At 73.5% G+C, this 26339-nt stretch carries 26 protein-coding genes; 6 read left to right on the forward strand and 20 right to left on the reverse strand.

The window, feature by feature from the left end; genetic code table 11:
- Nucleotides 1-35: 35 nt before the first annotated feature.
- The 9 genes from ureC to LXM90_RS16315 form a co-directional block, all read right to left on the reverse strand.
- The gene (gene ureC, locus LXM90_RS16275) at nucleotides 36-1748 is read right to left on the reverse strand and encodes an urease subunit alpha (protein WP_020095175.1); all 1713 of its coding nucleotides are present in this window, start codon (nucleotides 1746-1748) and stop codon (nucleotides 36-38) included.
- Nucleotides 1749-1758: 10 nt separating this feature from the next.
- Nucleotides 1759-2454 carry an urease subunit beta gene (locus tag LXM90_RS16280; protein WP_020095174.1) on the reverse strand — a complete coding sequence of 232 codons (696 nt, stop codon included), beginning with the start codon at nucleotides 2452-2454 and terminating at the stop codon, nucleotides 1759-1761.
- 10 nt (nucleotides 2455-2464) lie between these two features.
- Nucleotides 2465-3148, reverse strand: a complete 684-nt coding sequence (locus tag LXM90_RS16285; protein ID WP_020095173.1) for an urease accessory protein UreF — start codon at nucleotides 3146-3148, stop codon at nucleotides 2465-2467.
- Nucleotides 3142-3606: an urease accessory protein UreE gene (gene ureE, locus LXM90_RS16290; RefSeq protein WP_026605247.1), complete on the reverse strand. Its 465-nt coding sequence runs from the start codon at nucleotides 3604-3606 to the stop codon at nucleotides 3142-3144. Before ureE ends, LXM90_RS16285 begins: the two co-directional genes overlap by 7 nt.
- 90 nt (nucleotides 3607-3696) lie before the next feature.
- The gene (glnT, locus tag LXM90_RS16295) at nucleotides 3697-5004 is read right to left on the reverse strand and encodes a type III glutamate--ammonia ligase (RefSeq protein ID WP_020095171.1); all 1308 of its coding nucleotides are present in this window, start codon (nucleotides 5002-5004) and stop codon (nucleotides 3697-3699) included.
- 75 nt (nucleotides 5005-5079) lie between these two features.
- Nucleotides 5080-6408, reverse strand: coding sequence for an FMN-binding glutamate synthase family protein (locus tag LXM90_RS16300; RefSeq protein ID WP_020095170.1), 1329 nt, complete (start codon nucleotides 6406-6408; stop codon nucleotides 5080-5082).
- A gap of 103 nt (nucleotides 6409-6511) precedes the next feature.
- Nucleotides 6512-7198: a GXGXG domain-containing protein gene (locus tag LXM90_RS16305; RefSeq protein ID WP_020095169.1), complete on the reverse strand. Its 687-nt coding sequence runs from the start codon at nucleotides 7196-7198 to the stop codon at nucleotides 6512-6514.
- A gap of 34 nt (nucleotides 7199-7232) precedes the next feature.
- Nucleotides 7233-8141 (reverse strand): class II glutamine amidotransferase, encoded by a 909-nt coding sequence (locus LXM90_RS16310; protein WP_234080789.1) that lies wholly within the window; start codon nucleotides 8139-8141, stop codon nucleotides 7233-7235.
- Between the two features lie 101 nt (nucleotides 8142-8242).
- Nucleotides 8243-8929 carry a helix-turn-helix domain-containing protein gene (locus LXM90_RS16315; RefSeq protein ID WP_020095167.1) on the reverse strand — a complete coding sequence of 229 codons (687 nt, stop codon included), beginning with the start codon at nucleotides 8927-8929 and terminating at the stop codon, nucleotides 8243-8245.
- A gap of 308 nt (nucleotides 8930-9237) precedes the next feature.
- Here LXM90_RS16315 and LXM90_RS16320 point away from each other — a divergent pair, with 308 nt between their 5' ends.
- The 4 genes from LXM90_RS16320 to LXM90_RS16335 are packed head-to-tail and all read left to right on the forward strand — an operon-like array spanning nucleotide 9238 to nucleotide 12578.
- Nucleotides 9238-10692 (forward strand): FAD-binding oxidoreductase, encoded by a 1455-nt coding sequence (locus LXM90_RS16320; RefSeq protein WP_234080790.1) that lies wholly within the window; start codon nucleotides 9238-9240, stop codon nucleotides 10690-10692.
- A gap of 59 nt (nucleotides 10693-10751) precedes the next feature.
- Complete coding sequence (locus LXM90_RS16325; RefSeq protein ID WP_026605246.1) at nucleotides 10752-11171, forward strand: DUF4383 domain-containing protein; 420 nt, start codon at nucleotides 10752-10754, stop codon at nucleotides 11169-11171.
- Entirely contained in the window at nucleotides 11168-12295 is a 1128-nt protein-coding gene (locus LXM90_RS16330; protein ID WP_043713076.1) for a hypothetical protein, read from the forward strand. The genes LXM90_RS16325 and LXM90_RS16330 overlap by 4 nt, the downstream gene beginning before the upstream one ends.
- Nucleotides 12279-12578: a hypothetical protein gene (locus LXM90_RS16335; protein ID WP_020095163.1), complete on the forward strand. Its 300-nt coding sequence runs from the start codon at nucleotides 12279-12281 to the stop codon at nucleotides 12576-12578. The genes LXM90_RS16330 and LXM90_RS16335 overlap by 17 nt, the downstream gene beginning before the upstream one ends.
- A 46-nt stretch (nucleotides 12579-12624) precedes the next feature.
- Here the strand turns inward: LXM90_RS16335 and LXM90_RS16340 are convergent, their stop codons facing one another.
- The 11 genes from LXM90_RS16340 to LXM90_RS16390 all read right to left on the reverse strand — a co-directional run bounded on the left by LXM90_RS16340 (nucleotide 12625) and on the right by LXM90_RS16390 (nucleotide 24252).
- Entirely contained in the window at nucleotides 12625-12969 is a 345-nt protein-coding gene (locus LXM90_RS16340) for a hypothetical protein (RefSeq protein WP_020095162.1), read from the reverse strand.
- Between the two features lie 128 nt (nucleotides 12970-13097).
- Nucleotides 13098-14003 (reverse strand): lysozyme inhibitor LprI family protein, encoded by a 906-nt coding sequence (locus LXM90_RS16345; protein WP_234080791.1) that lies wholly within the window; start codon nucleotides 14001-14003, stop codon nucleotides 13098-13100.
- A 112-nt stretch (nucleotides 14004-14115) separates the two neighbouring features.
- Nucleotides 14116-14535: a hypothetical protein gene (locus LXM90_RS16350; RefSeq protein ID WP_020095160.1), complete on the reverse strand. Its 420-nt coding sequence runs from the start codon at nucleotides 14533-14535 to the stop codon at nucleotides 14116-14118.
- 141 nt (nucleotides 14536-14676) lie between these two features.
- Nucleotides 14677-15486 carry a hypothetical protein gene (locus LXM90_RS16355; RefSeq protein WP_026605244.1) on the reverse strand — a complete coding sequence of 270 codons (810 nt, stop codon included), beginning with the start codon at nucleotides 15484-15486 and terminating at the stop codon, nucleotides 14677-14679.
- Nucleotides 15487-15553: 67 nt separating this feature from the next.
- Nucleotides 15554-16321, reverse strand: a complete 768-nt coding sequence (locus LXM90_RS16360) for a hypothetical protein (RefSeq protein WP_020095159.1) — start codon at nucleotides 16319-16321, stop codon at nucleotides 15554-15556.
- A gap of 52 nt (nucleotides 16322-16373) precedes the next feature.
- Nucleotides 16374-17693: a hypothetical protein gene (locus tag LXM90_RS16365; RefSeq protein WP_234080792.1), complete on the reverse strand. Its 1320-nt coding sequence runs from the start codon at nucleotides 17691-17693 to the stop codon at nucleotides 16374-16376.
- Between the two features lie 12 nt (nucleotides 17694-17705).
- Nucleotides 17706-19133 (reverse strand): peptidoglycan-binding protein, encoded by a 1428-nt coding sequence (locus LXM90_RS16370; protein ID WP_020095157.1) that lies wholly within the window; start codon nucleotides 19131-19133, stop codon nucleotides 17706-17708.
- Complete coding sequence (locus LXM90_RS16375; protein WP_026605243.1) at nucleotides 19130-20491, reverse strand: hypothetical protein; 1362 nt, start codon at nucleotides 20489-20491, stop codon at nucleotides 19130-19132. The genes LXM90_RS16370 and LXM90_RS16375 overlap by 4 nt, the downstream gene beginning before the upstream one ends.
- Before the next feature lie 22 nt (nucleotides 20492-20513).
- A complete protein-coding gene (locus LXM90_RS16380; protein ID WP_026605242.1) occupies nucleotides 20514-22469 on the reverse strand; it encodes an AAA family ATPase in 1956 nt (651 codons plus the stop codon).
- An 85-nt stretch (nucleotides 22470-22554) separates the two neighbouring features.
- On the reverse strand, nucleotides 22555-23655 hold the full coding sequence (locus LXM90_RS16385; protein WP_020095155.1) for an AAA family ATPase: 1101 nt from the start codon (nucleotides 23653-23655) through the stop codon (nucleotides 22555-22557).
- A gap of 3 nt (nucleotides 23656-23658) precedes the next feature.
- Complete coding sequence (locus tag LXM90_RS16390; RefSeq protein WP_020095154.1) at nucleotides 23659-24252, reverse strand: hypothetical protein; 594 nt, start codon at nucleotides 24250-24252, stop codon at nucleotides 23659-23661.
- Between the two features lie 274 nt (nucleotides 24253-24526).
- On the opposite strand from LXM90_RS16390, the gene LXM90_RS16395 reads away from it, so the two are divergent.
- Together LXM90_RS16395 and LXM90_RS16400 are read left to right on the forward strand one after the other, a co-directional pair.
- Complete coding sequence (locus LXM90_RS16395; RefSeq protein ID WP_020095153.1) at nucleotides 24527-25159, forward strand: LuxR C-terminal-related transcriptional regulator; 633 nt, start codon at nucleotides 24527-24529, stop codon at nucleotides 25157-25159.
- 79 nt (nucleotides 25160-25238) lie between these two features.
- Nucleotides 25239-26096 (forward strand): hypothetical protein, encoded by an 858-nt coding sequence (locus tag LXM90_RS16400; protein WP_106735945.1) that lies wholly within the window; start codon nucleotides 25239-25241, stop codon nucleotides 26094-26096.
- Nucleotides 26097-26339: the final 243 nt, after the last annotated feature.

The following is a 26339-nucleotide window of genomic DNA, read 5'->3' on the forward strand; positions in this document are numbered from 1 at the left end:
GGGGCCGTGAGAGGGGTGGCGGGGTTCGGCGCCGCTCAGCGCAGCATGTAGCGCTGGGCGAGCGGCAGAGTCCGGGCCGGCTCGCAGGTGGCGAGCACGCCGTCGACGAAGACGTCGAAGGTCTGCGGGTCGACGCGGATCTCCGGGCAGGCGTCGTTCCAGAGCATGTCGGCCTTCGTCAGCGTGCGGGTCCCGCGGGCGGGCAGGAGCGCCTTGCGCAGGCCGAGCCGGCCGCCGAGATCGGCCTCGATCGCCAGGGGGTGGACGAAGCAGGCCGAGAGCGCCTGCTTGGCGCGCCCGAAGGCGCCCCATTGCGGGCGCATCAGCACCGGCTCGCAGGTCATCAGCGAGGCGGCGGAATCGCCCATCGCGCCCCAGGCGATGAAGCCGCCCTTGATCACGAGCTCCGGCTTGATCCCGAAGAAGGCCGGCCGCCAGACCACGATGTCGGCCATCTTGCCGGGCTCCAGCGAGCCGACATGCTCCTGGATGCCGAAGGTGCGCGCCGCGTTGATCGTGTACTTGGCGATGTAGCGCCTGATCCGGGCATTGTCGCCGAAGCCCGGCCTCTCCTCGGGGAGCGGGCCGCGCTGGTCCTTCATCTTCGAGGCGAGCTGCCACGTCCGGCAGACGACCTCGTGGATCCGGCCCATGCCCTGGCTGTCGGAGCCGAGCATCGCGATCGCCCCGATGTCGTGGAGCACGTCCTCGGCGGCGATGGTCTGGGCGCGGATGCGGCTCTCCGCGAAGGCCACGTCCTCCGGCAGGGCCGGGTTGAGGTGGTGGCACACCATCGTCATGTCGAGGTGCTCGTCGAAGGTGTTGACCGTGTAGGGGTTGGTCGGGTTCGTCGACGAGGGCAGGCAGTGCGGCAGCCCGGCGACCCGGATGATGTCCGGCGCGTGGCCGCCCCCGGCCCCCTCGGTGTGGTACATGTGGATGGTGCGGCCGCCGATCGCCGCCAGCGTGTCCTCCACGAAGCCCGACTCGTTCAGCGTGTCGGTGTGGAGCTGGACCTGGAAGTCGTACGCGTCGGCGAAGCCCAGGCAGGCGTCGATCGCGGCCGGCATCGCGCCCCAGTCCTCGTGGATCTTGAGGCCGAGGACGCCGGTCTCCAGCTGCTCCTTCAGGGCGGCCGGCCGGTGGGTGTTGCCGCGCCCGAGGAAGCCGAAATTGACCGGCCAGGCCTCGGCGGCCTGGAGCATGCGGCCGGTGTTGAACGGGCCGCCGGAATCGATGCCGACGGTGATCGGCCCGAGCGAGCCGCCGAGCAGGGTCGTGACGCCGGAGGCGATCGCGTGGTCCGGCAGGCCGGCGGAATCGAAGTGCACGTGCACGTCGATGGCCCCGGGCGTCGCGATCAGACCCTCGCAGTCGCGCACCGTCGTCCCGGCCGACACGATCAGGCGCGGGTCGACGCCGTCCATGATCGCCGGGTTGCCGGCCTTGCCGAGCGCCACGATCCGCCCGTCCTTGATGCCGAGATCGCCCTTCTGGATGCCGAGGACGGGGTCGATCACCACGACGTTGCAGAGGAGGAAGTCGAGCGCGCCCTGCGCGGCGGTCACCCCGGGCGCCATCCCGATCCCGTCGCGCAGGGTCTTGCCGCCGCCGTGCAGGCACTCGTCCCCGTAGACGGCGTGGTCGTGCTCGACGACCGCCACCAGGGAGGTGTCGGCGAGCCGCACCCCGTCCCCGGTGGTCGGCCCGTAGAGGGCGGCGTAGTCGCGGCGCGGGATCGTCACCATGGCACTCTCCCTAGGCGCCCTTGAAGCCGCGGGCCTTGGCGCGGGCGAGGGCCGCCGCCCGCGCCGCGTCGTCGGGCAGGGTCCCCTGCGTCAGGTCGTTGAGCCCGGTCAGCTCCCGGGCGCCGCCGAAGCCGACCAGCGTCACGGTCTTGCGCTGCCCCGGCTCGAAGCGGATCGCCGTCCCGGCCGGGATGTCGAGGCGGTAGCCCAGGGCCGCCGCCCGGTCGAAATCGAGCGCCCGGTTCACCTCGAAGAAGTGGTAGTGCGAGCCGATCTGGACCGGGCGGTCGCCGGTGTTGACGACGTCGAGGGTGACCCGCGGGCGGCCCGCGGCCAGCTCGATCGCGCCGTCGGCCGGCAGGATCGCCCCGGGCTCCAGGGTGTCGGCGGGGGCGCCCGCCCGGGCGCGGACCGGCTCGTGGACCGTGACGAGCTTGGTGCCGTCCGGGAAGACGCCCTCGACCTGCAGGATCGGCAGCATGGCGGCGATGCCCGGCATCACGTCCTCGGTCGACAGGATCGTGGAGCCCCAGCCGATGAGGTCGGCGACGCTGCGCCCGTCGCGCGCGCCCTCCAGGATCTCGTCGGTGATGAGCGCCACCGCCTCCGGGTAGTTGAGCCTGAGGCCGCGGGCCCGGCGCTTGCGGGCGAGCTCGGCCGCGGTGAAGATCGTGAGACGTTCCAGCTCGGTGGGCGTGAGCAGCATCACCCGCTCCCTAGTTGGCGAACAGGCGCAGGTCGGCGCGCGCGTGCCGCATCGCGGCGACCTCGATCAGCGGCGTGAAGCCCGTGAGGACGATCGCGCCGTCGGGGTCCTCGGTCACGGGCCGCTCGGCGATCTCCGCGACGAGCGACAGCACCGTCTGGAGGGCCTGCTGGCCCTGGATGGCGCCCACCTGACCGAGCCGGACCGTGGCCGAGACCAGGCCGGAGACGAGCTGGTAGCCGGCGACGGCCGCCGCCTCCGCTTCTGACAGGCCCAGCCCCCGCCACAGGGCGCCCTGCACGGTGGCGAGGTGCCCCAGCATGAGCCCGGACCGGATCGCGGCGCGAATGTCCCCGGCACCGGGCGTGGCGAGCCGCGCGTGGGTGGTCAGCAGGGAGGCGCCGTTGCGCCGGCTGCCGGTGCGCATCGCCTCGACGAGGGTGGCCGCCTCCACGGCGGCGTCGATGCGGCCGAGCCGGGCCGGATCGGGGCCGGCGCGGTGGGCGAGGATCAGGGCGACGCGGTCGCTCTCCGCCCACCGGAAGCGCACGAGGGCCGTGAGCGTCCGCGTCAGGCTCACCGTGTCGAAGGCCGGGTCGCCCGCGACGAGCCCCTCGATCCCGTTGGAGAAGGCGAAGCTCCCGCTCGGGAAGGCGGCGTCGGCCTGCTGGAACGCCAGGAGCCGGCTCAGCACGGCGCCGCCTCGTCGAGGATGGTGTGGGTCACCTGCCGGTCGGTGACGAGGGCGCCGAGGCGGACGAGGTACGCGTCGGCCGGTCCGTCCAGGGCCACCAGGAGGGCGCCGTCGGCGAAGCGAACCCGCCAGTGGAGGTTGCCGGCGTGGTAGCCGAGCTCGAGGGCGGCGGCCTGGCTGTCCGGGACGAGGCGGAGCCAGCGCTCGGAGCCGACCCGGGCGACGAGGGCGCGGTCCGCCTCCAGCGCCAGCACGGCCCCGTCGAAGAGCGGCTCGTCCCGCGGCAGGGCGAGGGCGATCTCCTCGCCGGACTGGGTGGTCGCGCGGATCCGCCGCCGGGCGACGTCGGTGCTCGACACGACGAGCACGTCCACCGCGCCGTGATGCGCGAGATGGTGCAGGCGCTCGGCCATCCCGGATTCGTGCCGGCTGCCCAGGATACGATGGATCACACGCATGTCGGTCCGCGTCCCGCTCCCCGTCGCCAGGATCGAACTGGGCCTTGCAAGAGCCGGTCCGCCGTTCGGCGCGTCACCGGCAGCACCGGCTCAGACATCGAGCGTGGTCTCGCGCTCCCAGGCGGTGAAATGGGCGCAGTAGCTGTCCCACTCATTTTGCTTCAACTTGAGGTAGGCGACGGAGAACGCGCCGCCCAGATTGTCCCGCAGGGCCTCGTCGGCCTCGAAGGCCCGCAGCGCGTCCAGCAGGTTGAGCGGCAGGCGCGGCGCGCCGGTGACGGCGTGGCCGTCGCGGTACATGTCGACGTCGCTGTGCGGCCCGGGATCGGCCGCCGACGCCACACCGTCCAGGCCCGCGGCCAGGATCGCCGCCTGGAGCAGGTACGGATTGGCCGCCCCGTCGGGCAGGCGCAGCTCGAACCGGCCCGGCCCGGGCACGCGCACCATGTGGGTGCGGTTGTTGCCGGTCCAGGTCACGGCGTTCGGCGCCCAGGTCGCGCCCGAGATCGTGCGGGGCGCGTTGATGCGCTTGTAGGAATTGACCGTCGGGTTGGTGATCGCGGCGAGCGCGGGCGCGTGCCGCATGATCCCGCCGAGGAAGTGCCGGCCCCGGGTCGAGAGGCCGAACGGCATCTCGGGATCCGCGAAGGCGTTCACGGTGCCGGCCGTGTTCCACACCGAGACGTGGCAGTGGCAGCCGTTGCCGGTGAGGCCGGGGAACGGCTTCGGCATGAAGGTCGCCCGCAGGCCGTGCCGCTCGGCGACCGAGCGGACCATGAACTTGAAGAAGGCGTGCTTGTCGGCGGTGGCCAGCGCGTCGTCGTACTCCCAGTTCATCTCGAACTGGCCGTTCGCGTCCTCGTGGTCGTTCTGGTAGGGCTTCCAGCCCAGAGCCAGCATGTGGTCGCAGATCTCGGCGATCACGTCGTAGCGGCGCATCAGCGCCTGCTGGTCGTAGCAGGATTTCTCCGCCCGATCGTGGTGATCCGAGATCGCCGATCCGTCCGCGCTCAGCAGGAAGAACTCGGCCTCGACGCCGGTCTTGACCCGCAGGCCCTCGTCGGCGGCCCGCGCCACGAGCTGCTTCAGCACCACCCGGGGCGCCTGGCCGACGGGGGCGTCCGCCATGGTGCAGTCGGCCGCCACCCAGGCGACGTCTGGCTTCCAGGGCAGGCGGATCACCGAGGCGGCGTCCGGCATTGCGAACAGGTCGGGATGGGCCGGGGTCAGGTCGAGCCAGGTGGCGAAGCCCGCGAAGCCCGCGCCGTCGCGCTGCATGGCGCCGATCGCCTGCGCGGGCACCAGCTTGGCGCGCTGGCAGCCGAACAGGTCCGTGTAGGAGATCATGAAGTACTTCACGCCGTGCTCGGCGGCGTAGGCGGAAAGGTCGGTCGTCACGGCAGCCCCCTGAGCGCGGATCGGGTGGGGGCCGGCCGCGCCCCGTTCCGGCGCGACCGGCGGGGTTGAAGGGCCCTAGAAGCCCGCTTTGCCCGGGTACCAGTCGGTGCCGGCCAGCGGCACGCGGGCCATGGCGGCGGCCTCGAGCGTCAGCGCCACGAGGTCCTCGGGCTCCAGATTGTGCAGGTGGTTGTGGCCGCAGGCGCGGGCGATGGTCTGCGCCTCCAGGGTCATCACCTTCAGGTAATTGGCGAGCTTCCGGCCGGCGCGGACCGGGTCGAGGCGGGCCGCCAGCTCGGGATCCTGCGTGGTGATGCCCGCCGGGTCGCGGCCCTCGTGCCAGTCGTCGTAGGCACCCGCGGTCGAGCCGAGCTCGCGGTACTCCTCCTCGTAGGCCGGGTCGTTGTCGCCGATGGCGACGAGCGCCGCGGTGCCGATCGAGACCGCGTCCGCCCCGAGCGCGATGGCCTTGGCGACGTCCGCGCCCGAGCGGATGCCGCCCGAGATCACGAGCTGCACGCTCCGGTGCAGGCCGAGATCCTGCAGCGCCTGCACGGCGGGGCGGATGCAGGCGAGCGTCGGCTGGCCGACATGCTCGATGAACACGTCCTGAGTCGCCGCCGTGCCGCCCTGCATGCCGTCGAGGACGACGACGTCGGCCCCGGCCTTCGCGGCGAGCGCGGTGTCGTAATAGGGCCGGGCGCCGCCGACCTTCACGTAGATCGGCTTCTCCCAGTCGGTGATCTCGCGCAACTCGCCGATCTTGATCTCGAGATCGTCCGGGCCGGTCCAGTCCGGGTGCCGGCAGGCGGAGCGCTGGTCGATGCTCTTGGGCAGGTCGCGCATGGCGGCGACCCGGTCGGAGATCTTCTGGCCGAGCAGCATGCCGCCGCCACCGGGCTTCGCGCCCTGGCCGACCACCACCTCGATGGCGTCGGCGCGCCGGAGGTCGCGCGGGTTCATGCCGTAGCGGGAGGGCAGGTACTGGTAGACGAGGATGTCGGAATGGCCGCGCTCCTCGTCGGTCATGCCGCCGTCCCCCGTGGTGGTCGAGGTGCCGGCCAGCGTAGCGCCGCGGCCGAGGGCCTCCTTGGCGTTGGCGGACAGGGATCCGAAGCTCATGCCGGCGATGGTGATCGGGATCTTCAACGCGATCGGTTTCTTGGCAAATCGCGTGCCGAGGGTGACGCCGGTCCCGCAGGCCTCCCGGTAGCCCTCCAGGGGATAGCGGGACATCGAGGCGCCGAGGAACAGCAGGTCGTCGAGATGCGGGAGCTTGCGCTTCGTGCCGCCGCCGCGGATGTCGTAGATGCCGGTGGCCGCGGCCCGGCGGATCTCCGCCAGGGTGTGGTCGTCGAAGGTCGCCGACTTGCGCGGCGGCATCGGCGGGTTCTGATAGGTCATGCCCGGTCTCCCGCTTGAGCCGCTCCCGATCGGGAGCGGCTTTAAGTCCTTGATTCGACGCGCTCGCTCGCGCCGAACCGGTATCCACTCCGGCGGCGCGCTCTCAGTAGGCGTCGGCGTTGTCGATGTTGAAGCTGTAGAGTTTGCGGGCCGAGCCGTAGCGCCGGAACTCTTCCGGCCGGACGTCCGCGACCCCGGCGCGGTCCAGCAGGGCCGCGAGGTGCGCGCGGTGCTCGGGGCGCATCGGTTTCTCGATGCAGTCGGCCCCGAGGCTCTTCACGCTGCCGCGGACGAACAGCTTCGCCTCATAGAGCGAGTCGCCTAACGCCTCGCCGGCATCGCCCAGGACCACGAGGGATCCGGACTGGCCCATGAAGGCCGACATGTGCCCGATCGAGCCGTGCACGACGATGTCGATCCCCTTCATGGAGATGCCGCAGCGCGAGGCCGCGTTGCCCTTGATGACGAGGAGGCCGCCGCGCCCGGTGGCGCCGGCATATTGCGAGGCGTCGCCCTCGATCACGACCGTGCCGGACATCATGTTCTCGGCGACGCCCGGGCCCGCCGAGCCCTGCACCGTGACGGTGCCGCCGTCGTTCATGCCGGCGCAGTAGTAGCCGACCGGGCCGCGCACCGTGACGGTGACGGGCCCGTCGATCCCGACCGCGACCGCGTGCTGGCCCCGCGGGTTCAGCACCTCGAATTCGGTGTCGTTGGCGCCCGGCGCGACGCCGTGGAGGGCCTGGTTCAGGGCGCGCAGGGGCGTCGCCGCCAGATCGAAGACGGGCATGGGCGAGATCCGTGAAGGCTGCGGGGGGAGCGGCTCAGGCGGCCTGCCGCTGATCCCAGAAGTAGACGGTCGCCGGCTCGGGCTCCCAGACGCGGGCGGATTCGATCCCCGGCAGGCCGACGAGCGCCCGGTATTCCGAGCCGAAGGCGACGTAGCGCTCGGTCTCCGCCATGATCGCCGGCTTGCAGGCGATCGGGTCGCGCAGCACGCCGAAGCCGGACTTGGTGCCGACCACGAAGGTGAAGAACCCGTCGAGATCCGTGAGCGCCCCCGCGAGCGCCGCGCCGAGGTCCCGGCCACGCGCCATCGCGGTGGTGAGATAGGCCGCCGCGACCTCGGAATCGTTCTCCGTCTCGAAGGCCATGCCGGCCCGGGCGAGGCTCCGGCGCAGGTTGTTGTGGTTCGACAGCGAGCCGTTATGGACGAGGCACTGGTCGGCGCCCGTCGAGAACGGGTGCGCGCCCATCGTGGTCACGGCCGATTCCGTCGCCATCCGGGTGTGGCCGATGCCGTGGGTGCCCGACATTCCTGCGATGCCGAAGCGCGCCACCACGTCCTTCGGCAGGCCGACCTCCTTGTAGATCTCGACGCTCTCGCCCGCGCCCATCACGCGCAGATCGGGCGCGAGGCCCTTCAGGGCATCGCGCGTCGCGGCGAGGCAGTCGGACGCCACGGTGATGACCGCGTGCGAGCTCTTCACCGCCACCCGCGCCGAGCCGCCGGAGGCCTCCGCGAGGCGCTGCTCCAGGGCGGGGAAATCCGCCTCCGGGCGTGCCGACTGCACGGTGATCTTCGACAGGCCGGGGGCCGGCGGCCGGTAGATCGCGAGGCCGGCCGAGTCCGGCCCCCGATCCGTCATGGTGACGAGCATGTCGGCGAGCAGCGCGCCGAGCTGCGGCTCCAGGGCGGGGTCCTTCAGGAACAATCCGACGATGCCGCACATGGCACCACCTCCGTCGCGGGTTCGCCCGGAGCATAGGCGGCCTGCGCGGCGGAAATCAACCCTCAAGAAATAAGATTTCTTCTTGAGAACAACGCGGCCCGTCAGCCGGTGCGGCCCGACTGCGGATACGCGATCACCGAGAGGTAGCGGGCCGGCAGCACGAGCAGCTCCGCCGGCCCGTGCGGGGCATCGGCGTCGAAGAACAGGCTGTCGCCGGGCTGCATGTGGAAGTGCCGGTCCCCGTGCCGGTACAGCACCTCGCCCTCCAGCATGTAGAGGAACTCCAGGCCGGGGTGCTGGAAGGTCGGGAACACGTCCGAATCGGTCGTGAGCGTGATCAGATACGGCTCGACCGTCACGCCGCTGGTGTTCTCGTGGATGTGCCCGAGCAGGTTGTACTGGTGCCCGGCCCGCGTGCCGCGCCGCTCCAGCTCGATCCCCTCCCCGGCCTTGACGAAGACCGCGTTGCGGACCTCCTCGTAGCCGCGGAAGAAGCCGGTGATCGGCATGCCGAGCGCCTGGGCGAGCAGCTGCAGCGTCGTCAGGGACGGCGAGATGTTGCCGTTCTCGATCTTCGACAGCATGCCGGGCGACAGGCCGGTCGTCGCGGCGAGGTCCGCCGAGGTGATGCCGAGCCGCTTCCGGCGCTCGCGCACCGCGTGGCCGATCGCGCGCTCGAGGTTGTTCTCGCGCGGCTCGCGGACGGCGTGCGGATCCTGCAGCAGGACCGGCTCCCGCTCCGGCCGCGGGGCCTCCCCTGCCGTCCGGTTCGAAGCGCCTGACGGCATGGCGGATCTCCCTCCTCGGCGATCGTGGGCTCCGGCCAAGCGGGTCCTCCGCCGCCGTGCCGTGGCCCCGGACGCCTGTCAACGTCGCGATCCGCGACCCGTCGAAGAATCGCGGTTGAGGACGGATCGGCGCGCGGCGCCGACGGCCGGAGCGCGGGCGCTCGACCGCGCCGGGGGCGGCGTGGCATCGTCCCGGCCGGCGGCGCACCGCGCTCCGTGCGTGATCTCACGCCGCCGGATCCGAACCCGTCGCAGGGTTGGCCGGCGGGGCGAGCCGGTCGCCCCGCCGGCGCGAATCGAGGGTGGGCATGGCCGGGACAGGACCGAGCAGGCGCGGGATCCTCGCGGGCGGCGGCGCCGCGGCGGCCGCCGCGCTGCTGCCGCGGACGGCCCGGGCCGCGCCGCGGATCATCCTCAACGACGCGAGCGGCCTCAACCCGACCCCGGTGACGCGCCACGCCGTGCTCCCGACGGGCTCGACCGACGCCCTGATCGAGGCCGTGCGCGCCGAGATCCGGGACGCCGCCGCCGCCGGCCGGCCTGTCGCCGTCGGCGTCGCCCGCCATTCCATGGGCGCCCAGAGCCTCGCCCGCGACGGGACGGCCGTGACCCTGGAGGGCGGCCCGATCGAGCCCGACACAGCCGCCGGCCTCTACCGGGTCGGGGCCGGCGCGCGCTGGTCGCAGGTCATCCGGCAGCTCGACCGGATCGGCTACTCGCCGACGGTCATGCAGTCGAACAGCGATTTCGGGGTCGGCTCGACCTTCTGCGTCAACGCCCACGGCTGGCCCGCGCCGCACGGCCCGTTCGGCTCCACCGTCCGCGCCCTCCGCCTCGTCCTGGCCGACGGCAGCCTCGTGACCTGCTCCCGCGAGGAGAACGCCGAGCTGTTCGGGCTGGCGATGGGCGGCTACGGCCTGTTCGGCATCGTGGTCGACCTCGTGGTCGAGATGGTGCCGAACCGCCTCCTGACGCCGACCTTCGCGGTGATGCCGGCCGCGGATTTCGCGCCGGCCTTCGCGGCGGCGGTGGCGCGCGACGCCCGCCTGCGGATGGCCTACGGCCGGCTCTCGGTTGCGCAGGCCGGATTCTTCGACGAGGCGATCCTCGTCACCTACGCGGAGACCGAGCACCCGCCGCAGGTCCTGCCCGCGGCGGCCGCGCAGGGGGCGTTCTCGGCGGTCTCGCGGGAGATCTACCGGGCCCAGGTCGGCAGCGAGTTCGGCAAGCGCGCCCGCTGGATCGCCGAGACCCGGCTCAACCCGACCCTGGATCCCGGCCTCGCCACCCGCAACAGCCTGATGAACGAGCCGGTCGCCAACCTCGCCTCGCGCGACCGCAGCCGCACCGACATCCTGCACGAGTACTTCGTACCGCCCGAGCGCTTCGACGCGTTCCTCGCCGCCTGCCGCGAGACCATCCCGCGCTCGGGCTGCGACTGCCTCAACGTCACCCTGCGCTACGTGGCGGCGGACCCGGACTCGACGCTGGCCTACGCGCCGGGCCCGCGGATCGGCGCGGTGATGTCGTTCTCGCAGGGGCTCACCCCAGGCGACGAGGCCGCGATGATGCGCATGACCGAGGCCCTGATCGAGCGCGTCGTGGCGATCGGCGGGGCCTATTACCTGCCCTACCGCCTGCACGCCCGGCGCGACCAGATGGCCCGGGCCTATTCGAAGCTCGACGCCTTCGTGGCGGCCAAGCGCCGCTACGATCCGGGGCTGCTGTTCCGGAACGCCCTGTGGTCGACCTACATGGCCTGACCGCGCCCCGGCACGGATCCGCCTCGCGCGGGCCGCGCGTGCCGACTCAGGAGACGCCCATGAGACCCACGCCCCCACAGGTGGCCGCCCTCGCCTTCGCGGCCATCCTGCTGTTCGCCGCCGCCACCGACTACGTCCCGGCCTTCCGGGACGCGGAGGGCCGCGTCTTCGGCCTGTTCCGGCTCGACGTCTACAAGGACGCGCTCCACCTCGCCTCCGGCCTGTGGGCGCTCGCCGCCGGCCTGTGGTCGCGCTCCGCCGCCGTGACCTTCCTGCGGGCCTTCGGGGCGATCTACCTGCTCGACGGCGTCGTCGGCGTGCTCACCGGGTCGAGCTTCCTCGACCTGTCGCTGTTCCTGAAGGGCTTCCAGGACAGCCCGCTCCTCTCCAACGGCCCGCACCTGAGCCTCGGCCTCGCCGGCGTCGTGCTCGGCTGGTGGCCGTGGCGCGCCCGGACCGCGGCCGGGGTCGCCGCGTGAGCCCCCGGCCCCCCCGCCGCCGGCGACGGGTCGTCCGCTGGGCGGTCGCCGGCCTCGCCGTTCTGGCCCTCGCCTGCGCCCTGCCCGTCGCGGCGATCGAGGGGGGCTGCACTGTCAGGCCCGATCCCGCCGGGCCGGGGCGTTCGGCGGGCGGCTCGCGCTTCGGGATCGCCCCCGAGGGCTACAAGCGCGCGGCCGGCGACAGCTACCTCACCTTCCCCGAATGGGACATCGTCCACGCCTACGCGGACCTCGCCGGGGTGACGCGTTCCGCCTCGGAATCGGCCTTCGACTACTGGGCGGCGACGACGGGCTTCTGGACGAGCCTGTGCGGAGCGACCCGGGCGGCCGGGCGCACCGGCGACGTCACCGCGGGCCAGAAAGTCACCAACTACGTGATCGGCCTGAGCTTCACGGCCGAGATGTTGATCCAGGGCGCCTACGAGCGCACCCTCGGGGCGCTGACCGCGTGGTGGCGGGGGCCGGAGCCGACGGACGAGGACCGGTTCAACGCCCGGCTGCTCGGGGATTACGCCGCGTTCCTGCGCCAGACCCCCTGGTACCGCTACCCGTTCGACGCGGAGCTGTCGCGGCTCTGGCACGAGGTCCCGTTCACGCCGTCCCTGCGGGCGGTCGAGCGGCGCGGCGCGCTCACGCTGCAATACGGGGTGAAATGGGCCTACGCCCAGGGGATCGCGTGGCTCGCCGGGATGGACCCGGCCGGCCTGACGATCCGCAGCGTCGTGGCGGGGCTCGATGCCGGCGACGCGGCCGCCGACCCGCGCATCACCCTCCTCGGCCCCGTCCCGGCCGGCGACGGCGGCCCGGCCGCCCTGATGGAGACGCCGCGCTACCGGGCCTTCACGGAGATCGTCCGGGGCCTCGGCGCGCGGGGCCGGAACGTCCTGGAGATCGCCGGCAACCACCGGATCCTCACCACCGTCCTCCTGCCGCCGGGCCGGACGGTCACCCTCGGCGGGGCCGAGCCGCTGTTCGCGATGCCGATCCAGTCCGAGCCGGGCTGGCAGCGCGTCGGCTACGACACCGCGGTAGAGCAGCTCGTCGCGCAGATCCGCGACGTGGAGGCCGCGGGGGGCCGGTTCGAGCATGCCTACGATTACTGATCGGCGCCCCCGGCGCGGCCTGCCGGTCGGCGCCGTCGCGGCGGCGCTCGCCGGGGGGCTCGGCGTGACCGCGCTGACCGCCCTCGCGGTCCAGCCGGAGACCGTGGTGGCGCTCGGGAACCCCGCCGCCCTGGCGGCCGCCGACGACGGGGCCCTGGTCTCGGCCGGCCGCGCGTATCTGGTGCTCCGGCCCGCCGCGCCGGGCGCGGTCCGGCGCCTCTACGCGGGCGGCGCCTGGCTGGTCCTGCCGGCGCCCGGGACCGGCTGCCTCGGCGTGCGCTGAGGACAGCGCCCGCGGGGCGGCCGGAGGGCCGGCCGCGGGCCGGTGCTCAGTAGGGATCGGATCGCTCGAGGATCTCCTGCCCCATCAGCACGCAGCTCCCGGGCATCGGCGCGTAGATCAGCCGGATCCGATACGCGCCCTTGTAGATGCTGCCCTCCACCTCGATCACCTGGAAGCGCCGCGTCCCGACCAGGGACGCGACGGTGCCGACGGACCGGACGGACGCGGGATCGACCGTGGCCCGCGCGTCGCCGTCGCTGTGGAAGCGCAGCAGCTTGAGGGCCTGCCGCTCGGCGTCGGCCGCGCAGGGGGGAATGGGGGCCGCGACCGCGGCGGTCGCGGCCAGGCCCGTCACGGCGATCAGCGGCAGCGCCCGCAGGATCCGTCTCATCGGCACGCGACCCCGTACTCGTGGACCTCGGGCAGTTCGCCGTCGCCCGTCGTGGTCACCGAGAGCGTGCCGGCGGCCCCGGGCCGGCGCAGGGCCCGGATCAGGCGCGGGGGCGTGCGGTCCCATCGTCACCGGCTGCTCGGGGCGCCCGCCGGCGCGGGCGGGCTCGATCCCGGGGCCGTCCGGGCCGCCGAAACCGGGTCGGGCGGCGGATAGGCGGGGTCGGTCAGGCACGCCGAGAGCCAGGTCTCGGCATCGGCGTCCGGGGCCAGCTCGACGTCGAGGACGGGCCGAGGTCCCGCGGGTGCCGCCGCGCCGGCGACGGCCGGGGCGGCAGGCCGCGCCCAGCGGCCGTCGGCGCTGTCGGGACCCGGGCATTCCGCGTCGTCGCCCCCGCCGATCGTGCAGGTCGCGACCGTGCGCGCGGCGCCGTCGACGACCCGCGCGACCGTGCGCGTCTCGGAGGTGTGGCCGCTCGCCCAGTCGTCGGACAGCGTGCAGACCCGGTCGCCGTTCTGGTAGCGCCGGCTGCCGAAGCACCCGTAGACCCGGTCCTGCCCGACGGGCAGGAAGTCGCACGCCGTGTCGAACCCCGCGAAGGGGCCGCCGGTGAACCGCGCCGCGAAGGCCCGCTGCCGCTGCGCCGCCGCGATCCAGTGCGGTCGGGCGGGATCGCTCTTCGAGCGGCCGGACAGGTCCTCGGTCCGTGCCCGGATCGCCTTCAGCACGACGGCGCGCGCGTCGGCCGCGTCCAGGTCGCCGAGCCACGTGTCCCGGGCCGCCACCCAGCGTTTCTGGCTGGCGACCAGCATCGCGCGGATCTCGGCGTCGTCCGTGCTGTGCAGGAGGCCGGAATAGGCCGCACCCAGGGCGGCGTCCGCCTTCCGGAGCGCCGGGTCGGCGCAGATCACGCGCTCGAGTGGGCTGGCCGCCTTGCGGCAGTCGATCGCGCGGGCCGACGACGGCGCCAGGAGGGTTGCGGCGAGGAAAGCGGCGAGGGCTGCCGCGAGGGTGGCCGCCGGGAGGCGCGTCACGGCCGGCCCCGCGCTGAGCATCGCCCCGAACCTTGCCCCGAAGCTCGCACCGGACTGCGCATCGGAACCTCGCCTCTGGGCCGCGTGCCTGGAGCCGGTCGGCATCGGGGGCCTAATGCGCCGCGGCATCGACGATGCGGCACAGGTTCTGGTCGACGTCCTGGCCGATCTGGCCGGCCTGCACCATGAACAGGGCGTCGACCCGGCTGCCCGCCCCGGCCTTGCGCACGACGACCCGCAGCGTCTGCGGTCGCCCCGAACCGGATGTCTCCTGCTGGGCCGTCAGGGTGCCGAGCGCCTTCTCCACGTGCACGCCCACGAACCCCTCGGCCAGGACCGCCCGCGTCACCCGGTCGAACGCGGCCCTGGGGCTGACCGAGGGGAAGATCATCCACGTCTTGTAGGTGATGGCCTGGAGCATCGGCGTCCCCTCGCTCCGGTAATGGTCGCGGCACGTCTCCGCCGCGGCCGCCGGGAGCGGGAGCGTCGATAGGATGGCCGCGTAGATGGACGCGTTCCGCATCGATCCCATGGGGCGCCTCTCACTTCGCTCTGCTGGTGGTTCTACTGGTGGCTCTGTCGGTGACCTGCCGGACCTGTGCAGCGGGGGCCCGGTCAGGCGTGGATTCGCCGGATGAGCGAGGCCGGGCCGCACCGGCCGGCCCCGCGGGTCTCAGAGCTGCGGCGTGGCCGCTGGCCGGGGGCGCGGCGCCGGCGCCATCGCGCGTGGCGGCGGAGGCTCGGTCCGAGGCGGCGCGCCGGGCGCGTCCGCCGCGGCCGCCTCGGACTTCGGAGGCTCCGCGACCGGTGCCGGCCGCGGGGCCGCGACCGAGCCGCGGACCGTGTCGCGCAGGAAGTCGCCGGTGCTGGTGCCGGCCTCCCGGGGGGCCGGAGCCGGCGTCGCCCGGGCCGCCGGCGCGGCCTGCCCGGCGCCGCCCGCGCGCGGGACGGGCGCCTGCGACACCGCCGGGGCCCGGCGGGGCTCGCCCGGCGGCACGGTGATCCGGAACGTGTACGGCACCGTGGACCCATCCCCGAAGGTGACGTCGATCGACAGGGTGTCGAGTCCGGAGAAGTCGGGCCGTGCCGTGTAGTAGAGCGACATCGAGTCCTTCTTGGCGTCCTCGCAGCCGTCCGGCTGCCGGATCTGCGCCCCCGTCTCGTCGACCTTGCCGCTGAGGATCCGGAACTCGCGCCGCTGCTCGATGCGCCCGCCGCGCGGCGGCCTGACGAGCTCGATCGTGGCCGCGCGCGAGCGGCACCCCTGCGTGGCGAAGTAGTAGGTGAAGCCCTGGAGGAAGATCCGCTGGCCGGCGCGCGCGGTCTTGTTCTCCACCTCCGCCCGGGCCGGCAGGGCGAGGCAGAGCGGCAGGCAGAGCGGCAGGCAGAGCGCCGATCCGAGGGCGAGGACGCCGGCGCCGGCGCGCCGACGCGGTCGGGTCGGTGCCGCGGATCGGGGGGCGTTCGGGAGGCGCTGATGCACGGGACTCGTCCTCGGCTTGGCGGTGGGGGTGCGGGCGGCCGGTCCGGCCGTCCGCGCCGGAGCTGCGTCAGAGCTGCGGCGCGGCGGGCGGGCGCGGTGGTGCCAGCTGCTGCTGCGGCGGCGGTGCGGGCGTGCCGGGCACGGGCGCCGCGGCCTCGGCGGCTTTCGGGGGCGGCGCGGCCGGCGCCGGCCGGGTGGCCGAGACCGCGCCCCGGACCGCGTCGCGCAGGAAGTCGCCGGTGCTCGCCTCCCGGGGCGCCGGAGCCGGAGTCGCAGCCGGAGTCGCGGCCGGAGTCGCCCGCTCGGCGGGAGCGGCGCGCGCCGCCGGGGCCGGCCGCGCGAGGCCCGCGTCGCGGGGGGCAGGTGCCTGGGACACCGCCGGCGCCCGCCGACCCTCGCCCTCGGGCACCGTGATCCTGTAGGTGTAGGTGGCCTCCTCGCCGGTGACGAAGGTGACGATCACCGACACCGTGTCGTGGCCGGCGAAGTCGGGCCGGGCCGTGTAGTAGAGCGTCCGCGCGTCCCGCTCGACGTCCTGGCAGCCGTCCCGCGACGGGGTGCCGTCGATGTTCTGGCCGAGGACCAGGAACTCGCGCCGCTGCTCGATGCGGCCGCCGCGCGGGGGCGTGACCAGCTCGATCGCGGCCGCCGGAACGGACGGGCAGCCCGGTCGGGTCTCGTGGGTGGCGTAGCCGTCGAGGCGGACCCGCTCCCCGGGCCGCGCGGTCACGCTCGTGGATCCCGCGAGCGCCGGTCCCGCGAGGCAGAGCCCCAGGAGGCCGACGAGGATCCCGGTGCCGCCGGCCCCTCCCGTCGTCGCAACGCGTCGTGCCATGGGATCCTCCTCGGGTTCGCGGGTCGGGCGATTCCGGTCCGCGGCGAGAGCCTCACTTCGCGTCGCCGCGCGTCAGGACCGGCTTGCCGCCGTCGGTGCGGAACCGGACCGCGTAGGTGCTGTTCGCCGACTGGGCGTTGCAGGTGATGACCACCGGGCCGCCCATCGGGTTGGGCATCTCGCAGGTGCCCTTGACCTTGAAGGTCGACTGGTCGCGCTCGGCGTACATCAGCTCGTCGACGGGCTGGTGCAGGGTGCCGCCCTCGACGAAGCCCTTGGCCGAGGCCATGAACGCCATGGCCTTGCCGTCGGTGGTGCCGAAGATGAACCCGGCCTTCGGGCTGCCGACGACGGAGGTGTTCACCGCCTCCGGGGCGCAGGTCGCGGTGAGGTCCTCCCCGTCCATCATCAGGGACTCGCAGCGGCCCTTGAAGGACAGCTTCAGGAACGTGCCCGGCGGCGGATCGCGCCCCTCCGCGCCGTCGCGCGGCGGAGGCGGCGCCTGTGACGGTGGCGGCGACGGCGGCGTCTCGGGCGGGGCCGGAGCCCGGGCCTCGGCCCGCCGGTCCCAGCCGCCGCGGGGCTGGCCGGGCTGCCAGACGCAGAGACGGGCGCCGTCATTGTCCCAGCAGGGGCCGCTCGGCGACAGGGCGCCGAGGGCCTCGGCGGCGCGCAGGCCCCCGGACGACCCGTTCCAGAAGGCCGTGGCCTTCAGCGGGTTCTGCGGGTCGCGGACGAGCTGCGCCACGACGTCGAGCTTGCCCGCGGCGTAGGAGCGGATCTCGAAGCCGCGGGCACCGGTCTGCCCGGTCTCCGACCGGAACTGGCAGGCCCCGTCGAGGCGGACATCGCCCGCGACCTCGAGGTAGCAGTCGGCGGCCCGCGGGGCGCCGGCCTCGGGCGCCGCCGCGGGGGCGCCGCCGAAGCCGGGGCGGCCCTCGCCGACCTTCCAGGCGCAGATCCGGCTCCGGGACCCGGTCCAGCAGGCGCCCTCCGCGGTGACGCTGTCGGCGGGGCCGTCCTCGGGCTTGCCGCCGGGCTCCCGGTTCCAGGTCGCCGTGCCCTGGCCGGGCGCCGTCACCGACACGACCACGCCGTCGCGCAGGTAGCCGTTGGTGTAGGTGGCGAGGCGGAACCCGCCCACGCCGTAGCTGCGCGCGTCGGTCAGGAACTCGCAGACCCCGTCGATGACGGTCCTGCCGTCGGCCGCGAAGAAGCAGTCGGCCTTGCGGACCTTGATCTGCGCCTGCGCGGCGGCGGGCAGGAGGAGGCCGGCCAGCAGGCCCGCCATCAGGGCGGCGGTGCGGTGGCCGATGCGGCTTCCGGCCCTGGGGGCCGGGAACCGCGCGGGATCCTTGCGGCGGGGACCCATGATGGCCGTCTCCTATGGATTGCCGAGGAGGCGGCGCGCCGCCTGGATGGTCCGGTCGTTGCGCTGGTCGACGACGCGGCCCTGGTAGAGATTCCGGTCGGCGAGGCGCTGCTGGAGGGCGGCCCAGAAGCCGGCGCCCCACTGGTCCTGCTCGAGATTCTGCAGGATCTCGGTGGACTTGAGCTCGAGGGCGCGGATCGTCAGGTCGGCCGCCTTCGCGGGATCCCGCTGCAGGCCGGCGCCGCCGAGGTCGTACAGGAAGGCCGCCGAGGCCGCCGCGGGGGCGAAGGAGCGCTCGACCGCGAGGCGCTCGAGATAGCGGCTCGCGAGGGGGCCGTCCGGCGCGGTGACCCGCTGCTCCTTGTTGGCCGGGGACAGGTGCATCGCGGCGTAGAGGTACTGCGCCACCGGGACGCCGCTCTCCGCCAGGCCCCGGAGCTTCGCCGCGTCGGCGGCGTTGGAGACCGCGCTCTTCGACAGCGCGATGAGGTCCTCGACGCTCGGCGTCGCCGCGGGCGGTGCCGGAGGCGGCGGGCCGGCGGGCTTTCCGGCTCCGCTGTTGCCGGCTCCGGGGTTGCCCGCCCCCGCACTGCCAGCTCCCGCGTTGCCCTGCGGGCCGGCACCCCGGCCGGCCAGGGCCTGCACGGCCGCGCGCGTCTGCGGCGTCGCCGTCCCGTCGGCCGGCCCGGTGTAGAAGCCGCGCTTGGCGAGGTCGCGCTGGATCGCCGCCACGAGGTCGGGGGGCTGGCGGCCGAGCTCGTCCGTGAAGGTGGTGACCGCCCGCGGCAGCTTGGCCGCCACCGTGTTCATGTAGAGGTCGGCGGCCTTCTGCGGATCCCGCGGGACGCCGCTCCCGGCATCGGTGTAGCAGCCGGCGATCCAGTAGAGCGTCGACCAGGAATCGAGGTAGTTGTTCCGGACCGCGACCGGGTTCGCCTGGAAGGCCAGCCCGTAGCGGCAGCCCCGCTTGAGATCGTGCTGGCCGCGGGCGGGGTCGAGCAGGAGCTCGGTCATGCCGCGCTGGGCCCCGGGGAAGCCGAGGTCGGCGGGCTTCTGGTAGTAGGTCAGCGCCTTGGCGGCGTCGGGCTTGACCGGGTTCTTGGCGTAGACCGCGGCCCATTCGGGATTGTAGAGGGCGCCCATGAACGAGCGGGCGCTGACGTCGCCGGCCTCGGCGGCCGTCCGCAGCTTCTCGAAGGCGGCCCGGTCGCCGTCCTTGCCGGCCTTGTCGAGCAGGTCGAGATAGAGCTTCTCGTTCTCCTTGCTGTCGGCGGGCTTGCCCCACTCGCCCGCGGGCTTCAGCAGCGCCAGGGCGAGGCCGGCCAGGAGGGCGACCGCGGCCTGGGGCAGGACCAGCCAGGCGAGGCGGTAGCGCGCGTCCGCGTACCAGAGCGTCGCGTGCGCCCGGAGCCGGTCGGTCCCGATCGTGACGCCGCTCATGACTTGGCTTTCATGTAGGCGCGCAGGGCCGTGATGACCGCGGAATTGCGCTTGTTCTCGACCGGGAGCGTGTAGAAGCCGCGGGCGGTCAGCGCGGCCTGGATCGCGCCCCAGAACCCGTCGCTCCAGTTGCCCGCCTCCGGGAACAGCAGCCAGAAGGTGATCTGGTCGTCCTTGAGGTCGACGCCCCGCAGGGCGAGGGCGGCGGCCTTCCGGGGATCCTTGGCGACGTTGCCGTAGCCGGAATCGTACAGCACCGCCGCCTCGCCGGCCGCCATGCCGTTGCCGGCGGCCGCGGCGCGCTCGTAGGCGGCGACGGCGACCTGCGCGTCCGGCGCGAAGACGTCGCCCTTGTTCATCACCGGGTTGAACAGGCGCGCGTAGGCGGTGAGCGCGTCCGCGTCCCCGGCCTCGGCGCGGCTCTTCAGGTCGGCCATCTTCCGCCGGTCGCCGGTCCGGGCGGCGGCCTGGAGGGCCAGCACCTCCGGATCCGGGCCCTTGGGCGTCACCCGCCGCGGCTCGGGCCGCGGGGTCGCGACCGTGTTGGTGATCCCCGCCTCCACCTGGAGGGCCGTGATGATCCCGGGATTGGGCCGCCCGTCCACCGGGCCGATGTACCGGCGCTGCTCGGCCAGGTGCCGCTGGATGCCCGACACCAGGGCGGGGTTCTGCTGCCCGAGATTGTTGATGAAGGCGTCCATCGTCGGCCGGTGGCGGCGCCACAGCACCGCGGTCACCAGCCCCCCGGCCCGCACCGGGTCCTGCGGCAGGCCGCTCTCAGGCTCGACGTAGCAGGTGGCGAGCTTGACGGTCAGCCGCTCCTCGCCGGTGATCGTGCGCTCGAGCGTCTCGGGGGCGTCGATCCAAGTCTGGGCCAGGCGGCAGCCGCGCCGGAGGTCGCGGTTGGGGTTGGCCGGGTCGAGCAGCACGTCCGCGAGGCGCGTGACCGCCAGGAGATCGCCGATCGCGGCGCCCGGTCCGTAGAGGGCGGCCGCCCGGTCGAAATCGTTCGGCGCGGGCTTGTTCGGGAAGTAGGCGGCGGTCAGGGGGTCGTAGAGCGTCCCGAGCTTGGTCGCGGCGTCGATCTGGCCCTGGGTGGCCGCGGCGGTCAGCGCGTCGAACGCCTTGCGGTCGCCGTCCTTGCCGGCCCGGTCGCGCAGGGCGCTCAGCTCGGCGAGCCGCGCCTTCGAGGCGGTGGCCGGCTGACCCCAGACACCCTGCGCGGCCAGCGCCATGCACAGGCCCGCCACCGCGCAGGTCACGGCCTGCGGCAGGGCGAGCCAGGCCAGGCGGTATCGGCGATCGTCGTACCAGAGGGCCGCGTGCGCGCGCAGCCAGTCCTCGCGGGCGATGCTCATGGCTGCGACGGCTCCCGGGCCGTCACGACAGGGCGGCGGCGCGCGGGGCCCCGCCGCCGAGCGCCCGCTCGACATCCACGAGCTCGAACTGGCCGTAATCGCCCAGGGGATCGCTGGCGAGGCGCATCGCCTGGGCCTCGCGCAGGCGCTCCAGGAGCGTGCGCATCTCGCGGGCATTCGCCCAGTCGTGCCGCTGCGCGCGCTGCTCGACCCACGGGATCAGCAGGGTCTCGAAGCGCGGCGGCAGCCGGAACGATTGCCGCGACGCCATCAGGCGCAGGATCTCGACGAGGTCGTACGGGTCGTAGGCCGGGAACGCGACGGTCTTGGTGAAACGGCCGGCGAGGCCGGGATTCGTGTCGATGAACCGGGCCATGTCGCCGGTGTAGCCGGCGACGATCACGATGATCCGGTCGCGGTTGTCCTCCATGAACTTGAGGAGGGTGTCGATCGCCTCCTTGCCGAAGTCGCTGCCGCCCCCGCCGCCCTCGGCCAGCGTGTAGGCCTCGTCGATGAACAGGATGCCGTCGAGGGCCTCGCGGCAGCGCTCCAGGGTCTTGGCCGCGGTCTGGCCGACGTAGCCTGCCACCAGCCCGGCCCGGTCGACCTCGACCACGTGCCCCTTCCGCAGGACGCCGAGCGTCCGGAAGATGTCGCCCATGATGCGCGCCACCTCGGTCTTGCCGACGCCGGGGGGCCCGGTGAAGACCATGTGCTGGCTCACCGCGCCGACCTCGATGCCCTCGGCGCGGCGCCGGGCATCGACCAGCACCCGCGCCGCCACGGTCTTCACCTGCTCCTTGACCGGCGCGAGCCCGATCATCGCGTCGAGGCGGGCCATGACCTTCCGGGCCGCGTCCATGTCGACCGCGCCGCCGGCTTGGCGGCCGAGGGCCGCGGCGATGTCGGCGGGTTCGAGCCGGTTGATGTCGCCGCCGGGGCTGGCGGCGAGGCGCAGCGCCTGCGCCTGGCGGGCCTTCTCCAGGACCGTGCGCATCTCGCGGGCGTTGGCCCAGTCCTCGGCCTTCGACCGGGCCCCGACATAGGCGGCGAGGTCCTTCTCGAACCCCTCCGGCATGACGAAGCCCTGGCCCGCGGCCATGCGCTTCAGGATCTCGGCGAGCTCCGGCGGGCTGTAGGGCGGGAACTCGACGGTCTTGGTGAACCGGCTGGCGAGACCGGGATTCGCGTCGATGAACCGGCGCATGTCGTTGGTGTAGCCGGCGACGATCACGATGATCCGGTCGCGATTGTCCTCCATGAACTTGAGGAGGGTGTCGATCGCCTCCTTGCCGAACTCGCCGCCGCTCCCGCCGCCGGGAGCCAGCGCGTAGGCCTCGTCGATGAACAGGATGCCGTCGAGGGCCTCCTTGCAGCGCTCCAGGGTCTTGATCGCGGTCTGGCCGGCGTAGCCCGCCACCAGCCCGGCCCGGTCGACCTCCACGAGGTGGCCCTTGCGCAGCACTTTCAGCGCCTTGAAGACGCTGCCGAGGACCCGCGCCACCTCGGTCTTGCCGACGCCGGGGGGGCCGGTGAACACCATGTGCTGGCTCATGGCCGCCACCGGCAGGTTCTGGGCGCGGCGCTGCTGCTCCACCTGCATCCGGGCGATGACGCCCTTCACCTCCAGCTTCACGGGGTCGAGCCCGACCATGCCGTCGAGGGTCGCGAGCGCGGTGGCCAGGAGGTCCTTCTTCTCCGCGGCCGCGCCGTCGTCGACGAAGCGGATCGGGCGGATCTTGCGGCTCGCCCGGGCCCGGTCCAGGGCGCGCCGCGTCGCCTCGATCCGCGCCGGGATGTAGCTCGCCGCGAGCAGGCCGCCGACGAGGCCGCCGAGGATCAGGCCGTTGCGCAGCAGCGCCGACGGCGTCGCGGCGAGCGACCCGAGCACGTCCGGCCGCAGGGCGACCAGCAGGCCGGTGGCACCCAGCACGATGACCGCGAAGAGCGCGACCGGATGCTTGTCGAGGCGTTCCATGGACGTGGTGAACCTTGGTGCTGGCCCTGGTGATGGCCTGGGTGCTGGCCTGGGTGCTGGGCGCGCGTGGCCCCTCGGGCCGCCCTCAGGCGTCCTCGCCGGTGGCGCGGAGCAGATCGACGATCTCCAGGCGGCGCAGGTCGCCGCCCTGGAGGGCGACCCGGGCGGCCTGGGCCTCGCGGGCCTTCTCGAGGAGGGTGCGCATCTCGCGGGCGTTCGACCAGTCGTCGGCGCGGGACCGCTGCGCGAGCCAGGGGGTCAGCGCCGCCTCGAACCCCTCGGGGAGCGCGAATTGCTGCCGGGCCGCCATGCGCTTCAGGATCTCGCAGAGATCCTTCGGGCTGTAGGGCGGGAACTCGATAATCTTGGTGAACCGGCCGGCGAGGCCGGGATTCGTGTCGATGAACCGGCGCATGTCGTTGGTGTAGCCGGCGACGATCACGATGATCCGGTCGCGGTTGTCCTCCATGAACTTGAGGAGGGTGTCGATCGCCTCCTTGCCGAAGTCGCCGCCGCCCCCGCCGCCGGCGGCCAGGGTGTAGGCCTCGTCGATGAACAGGATGCCGTCGAGGGCCTCGTGGCACTTCTCGAGGGTCCTGGCCGCGGTCTGGCCGACATAACCAGCCACCAGGGCCGCGCGGTCGACCTCCACGAGATGCCCGCGGCGCAGCACCTCGAGGGACCGGTAGATCTCGCCGATCGCCCGCGCCACCTCGGTCTTGCCGACGCCGGGGGGGCCGGTGAACACCATGTGCTGGCTGATCGCCGCCACCGGCAGGCCCTCGGCGCGCCGCCGCTGCTCCAGCTCCAGCCGCGCGATCAGGGCGTTGACCTCGCGCTTGACCGGCGCGAGCCCGACCATGGCCTCGAGATTCGCGATCACGGCCTCGGGGGACCGGGCCTCCACGACCCGGCGCGGCGCCACGATCAGGCGCGGCAGGGCCAGCAGGCCGCCGGCCGGCTGCCCGAGGCCGGCCTCCGCCTTCCGCGCGGCCGTCGCGGTCGCGGCGAGGCCCAGAGCCGCCAGCAGGGCGACGGCGATCCCGATCGCCGCCTTCCAGCGCAGCTCCGGCCCGGCGGCGTTCCACCAGGCGATCGGGCCGTAATCGGTGCTCAGCAGGAGCGGGGTGAGGACCGCGACCACCAGCCCGGAGACGACGAAGGGGAGGATGGCGGATTTCGACATCCGTCAGCCTCCGCAGGGCTTGCTGGTATTCCAGATCACGGGGATCCGCTGGACGCCGCCGGTCGTGTCGATCTTCAGGCCCGGCGTCAGCTCGACGAAGACGTCCTTGGCGGCGCCCTCGATGGTGATCTCGCCCTTGCCGGTCTCGTAGGGCGCCGGGAACGGGACCGCGATGTTGATCGGGCCGTCGGCGACGTTGAAGGCGGGGGACAGGTAGTTCCCGGCCCGGATGCGCACCACGCCGCCGGCATCGGCCGCCATCTTCGACAGGCGCATCTGGCCCAGCGGGGCTCGGCAGGCCTTGGCCTCCGCGACGATCTTGTCCTTCTCGTCGGAGGGCAGGGTCTCGGCGGCCTTGTCGATCTCGCCCGCCTTGACCAGCGTCAGGGCCGGCCGCGCGGCCGTCCCGGCGGTCTCGCCGCCGCCCGAGAGCAGCACGCCCGCGACGGCGCCCGCCGCCACCAGGCCGCCCACGATCGCGATGAGGCTCGGCGAGAGGCCCGCCTTGGCGGCGGGCGGGGCGCTCGGGGCCGCGCGGGGCTCGGAAAGCCTATCCTGAGCCTGCCGCTCAGCATTCTGGTGTTCGACTTCCGACATCCAGCGGGCCCCCGAACATGGAACGACGTAATTCGTGCGTCGCGTCGGCGCGCACGACATGACCTGCAGCCTCGCTCTTTTTGGAAAGATTCGAAGAAATTAGCGGGTCGATGCCTGTCACCATGACCGGCCGACTTCTAGGCAGGCGGAAAAAACCGGTCTACTAGTGTATATGACCTATCGTCGCAGCCTTGACACGCCGGGGATTTTCCTCGGCATGGCTCCGCGCCGCGACGTCATGGGGATAGATTCCGATGCTGCGACCGGGAGTGGCATGAACGGCTCCGCGCGAGAGACCCTGATCGTTGCCGACGATCACCCGCTGTTCCGCGAGGGCATGCGGCGCATCGCGGAGCGGCTCTACCCGCAGGCCCTGGTCCGGGAGGCCGCCACCATGGAGCAGGTCCTGGCGATGGCCCGCGCCGGAGCGCCCCCGCGGGCGTTCCTCCTCGACCTCCTGTTCCCCGGCCTCGATCCCCGCCACTCCATCGGCGCGCTGCGCGTCGAGTTCGAGCGGGCCTCGATCATCGTCGTGTCGATGATCGAGGACGAGAGCCTGATCCGGACCGTCATGGCCGAGGGTGCCGACGGCTTCATCGGCAAGGCGCTGCCCGCCGCGGAGATCGCCCAGGCGATCGCGGCGATCCGCGACGGCGAGTTCGTGATCCGGCGCAGCCCGGTCTCGGGTCTCGCCGCGCCGCGCGGCCCGCTCCCGCCCCTGACGCAGCGCCAGCGCGACGTGCTGCGCCTCGTCGCCCTGGGACGCACCAACAAGGAGATCGCCCGGGAACTCGAGATCTCCCCCTTCACCGTCCGCATCCACGTCTCGGCGCTCCTGCGCGCCCTCGACGTCACCTCCCGGTCCGCCGCGGCCGCGAAGGCCGCCACGGCCGGCGTCGGGGATTGAGGAGGCGGACCGTGCTGCGGGGCCGATCGTACACCTGTCCGAATGGCCCGGTGCCGGGCTCCGTGGCAGAGCCCGGCGCATGAGACGGGCGGGACGGGGAGACGGGCGCGCGGCCCGCGGGCGTTTTCTGACGGGCCCGGCCCTGGCGGTGCTGCCGGTGCTGGCGGCCGGACTGGCGGTCGGACTGGCTGCCGGGCTCGCTGCCGCGCCCGCCGCGGCCGATCCCGACCTCGCCATGCTGCCGCGCGCCACGGTGCTGGCGGCGATCTGCGGGCGGCCCGCCGACAAGGAGGCCGAGACCTGCCGGATGAAGGACGGCCGCACGGCGGAATTCTGGACCGCCGCGATGTTCTCCACCGAGACCGGGAGCCGGTTCACCGGCTTCGTCACGATGCCGGCCCCGGGCGCGGACGCCGCGGCGCCCGACCGGCTGAGCGTCGCGGCCGCCACCTACGTCCTCAAGGATATGCGCTGGCGCCTCGAAGACGTGCAGGTCCTGTCCGGCCGGATCGGGACCGGGAACCGCAACGGCGGCGCCCCGGAGGTGGACGAGCGGCTCGGCGCCGTGTTCAGGCCGCTGAGCCGGGGCCGCCTCCTGATGGGCCTGCGCCTCACGGTCTACGGGACGGCCGGATCGCAGGGCTTCTCGTACCTCCTCCTCCAGTTCCGCGACGCGCCGGCGCACTGGACGCTCGCGGGCGAGGTCGCGGCGGGCGCCGACGAGACGGCCGGCTGCTCGGAGGATCCCTGCCGGCTGGGATCGAGCACGGGACGGCTGGAGATCCTGCCGGAGGATCCGCGCGACCCCGCCGCGTGGCCCCCGGTCCGAGTCGCCCTGAGCGGCACCGTGCTGGGCGCGGACGGGGTGCTGCGTCCGGCCACGGACCGGGATGCCCGGGTCTATCGATTCGATCCGGGCGCCGGCACCTACCGCTGACGGCGCCCGCGACCGTGCGTGCGGCCGGTCGACGAGATCAGACCTGCAGTGAAGTAAAAAATAATCTGCCGCATATTTTCCGCAGGAACGTCTCGCTGCAGCACGGGGACCATTGTAGCGGAGACTGAATAAGCGGTTCTAGCACCGAAGACTCGTCCGCGCCGCCACATCGCGGGCTCCCGCCGCGTCTGGTGGCGTCGATCACCTTCAGGTAGACTTGTCAGATCTGTCCGCGATCGGCGA

It is taken from the genome of Methylobacterium oryzae, assembly GCF_021398735.1.
GTDB lineage: Bacteria > Pseudomonadota > Alphaproteobacteria > Rhizobiales > Beijerinckiaceae > Methylobacterium.

Excerpts from the sequence above, each read along its gene's own strand:
- LXM90_RS16335 (WP_020095163.1), top strand. The coding sequence starts at position 12,279 with ATGCCTACGATTACTGATCGGCGCCCCCGGCGCGGCCTGCCGGTCGGC.
- LXM90_RS16400 (WP_106735945.1), top strand. The coding sequence starts at position 25,239 with ATGAGACGGGCGGGACGGGGAGACGGGCGCGCGGCCCGCGGGCGTTTT.
- LXM90_RS16385 (WP_020095155.1), bottom strand. The coding sequence starts at position 23,655 with ATGTCGAAATCCGCCATCCTCCCCTTCGTCGTCTCCGGGCTGGTGGTC.
- LXM90_RS16315 (WP_020095167.1), bottom strand. The coding sequence starts at position 8,929 with ATGCCGTCAGGCGCTTCGAACCGGACGGCAGGGGAGGCCCCGCGGCCG.
- ureC (WP_020095175.1), bottom strand. The coding sequence starts at position 1,748 with ATGGTGACGATCCCGCGCCGCGACTACGCCGCCCTCTACGGGCCGACC.
- LXM90_RS16320 (WP_234080790.1), top strand. The coding sequence starts at position 9,238 with ATGGCCGGGACAGGACCGAGCAGGCGCGGGATCCTCGCGGGCGGCGGC.
- LXM90_RS16305 (WP_020095169.1), bottom strand. The coding sequence starts at position 7,198 with ATGCCCGTCTTCGATCTGGCGGCGACGCCCCTGCGCGCCCTGAACCAG.
- ureE (WP_026605247.1), bottom strand. The coding sequence starts at position 3,606 with ATGCGTGTGATCCATCGTATCCTGGGCAGCCGGCACGAATCCGGGATG.
- LXM90_RS16300 (WP_020095170.1), bottom strand. The coding sequence starts at position 6,408 with ATGACCTATCAGAACCCGCCGATGCCGCCGCGCAAGTCGGCGACCTTC.
- LXM90_RS16390 (WP_020095154.1), bottom strand. The coding sequence starts at position 24,252 with ATGTCGGAAGTCGAACACCAGAATGCTGAGCGGCAGGCTCAGGATAGG.
- LXM90_RS16360 (WP_020095159.1), bottom strand. The coding sequence starts at position 16,321 with ATGGCACGACGCGTTGCGACGACGGGAGGGGCCGGCGGCACCGGGATC.
- LXM90_RS16325 (WP_026605246.1), top strand. The coding sequence starts at position 10,752 with ATGAGACCCACGCCCCCACAGGTGGCCGCCCTCGCCTTCGCGGCCATC.
- LXM90_RS16395 (WP_020095153.1), top strand. The coding sequence starts at position 24,527 with ATGAACGGCTCCGCGCGAGAGACCCTGATCGTTGCCGACGATCACCCG.
- LXM90_RS16370 (WP_020095157.1), bottom strand. The coding sequence starts at position 19,133 with ATGAGCGGCGTCACGATCGGGACCGACCGGCTCCGGGCGCACGCGACG.
- LXM90_RS16340 (WP_020095162.1), bottom strand. The coding sequence starts at position 12,969 with ATGAGACGGATCCTGCGGGCGCTGCCGCTGATCGCCGTGACGGGCCTG.
- LXM90_RS16375 (WP_026605243.1), bottom strand. The coding sequence starts at position 20,491 with ATGAGCATCGCCCGCGAGGACTGGCTGCGCGCGCACGCGGCCCTCTGG.
- LXM90_RS16310 (WP_234080789.1), bottom strand. The coding sequence starts at position 8,141 with ATGTGCGGCATCGTCGGATTGTTCCTGAAGGACCCCGCCCTGGAGCCG.
- LXM90_RS16280 (WP_020095174.1), bottom strand. The coding sequence starts at position 2,454 with ATGCTGCTCACGCCCACCGAGCTGGAACGTCTCACGATCTTCACCGCG.
- LXM90_RS16365 (WP_234080792.1), bottom strand. The coding sequence starts at position 17,693 with ATGGGTCCCCGCCGCAAGGATCCCGCGCGGTTCCCGGCCCCCAGGGCC.
- LXM90_RS16380 (WP_026605242.1), bottom strand. The coding sequence starts at position 22,469 with ATGGAACGCCTCGACAAGCATCCGGTCGCGCTCTTCGCGGTCATCGTG.
- LXM90_RS16350 (WP_020095160.1), bottom strand. The coding sequence starts at position 14,535 with ATGGGATCGATGCGGAACGCGTCCATCTACGCGGCCATCCTATCGACG.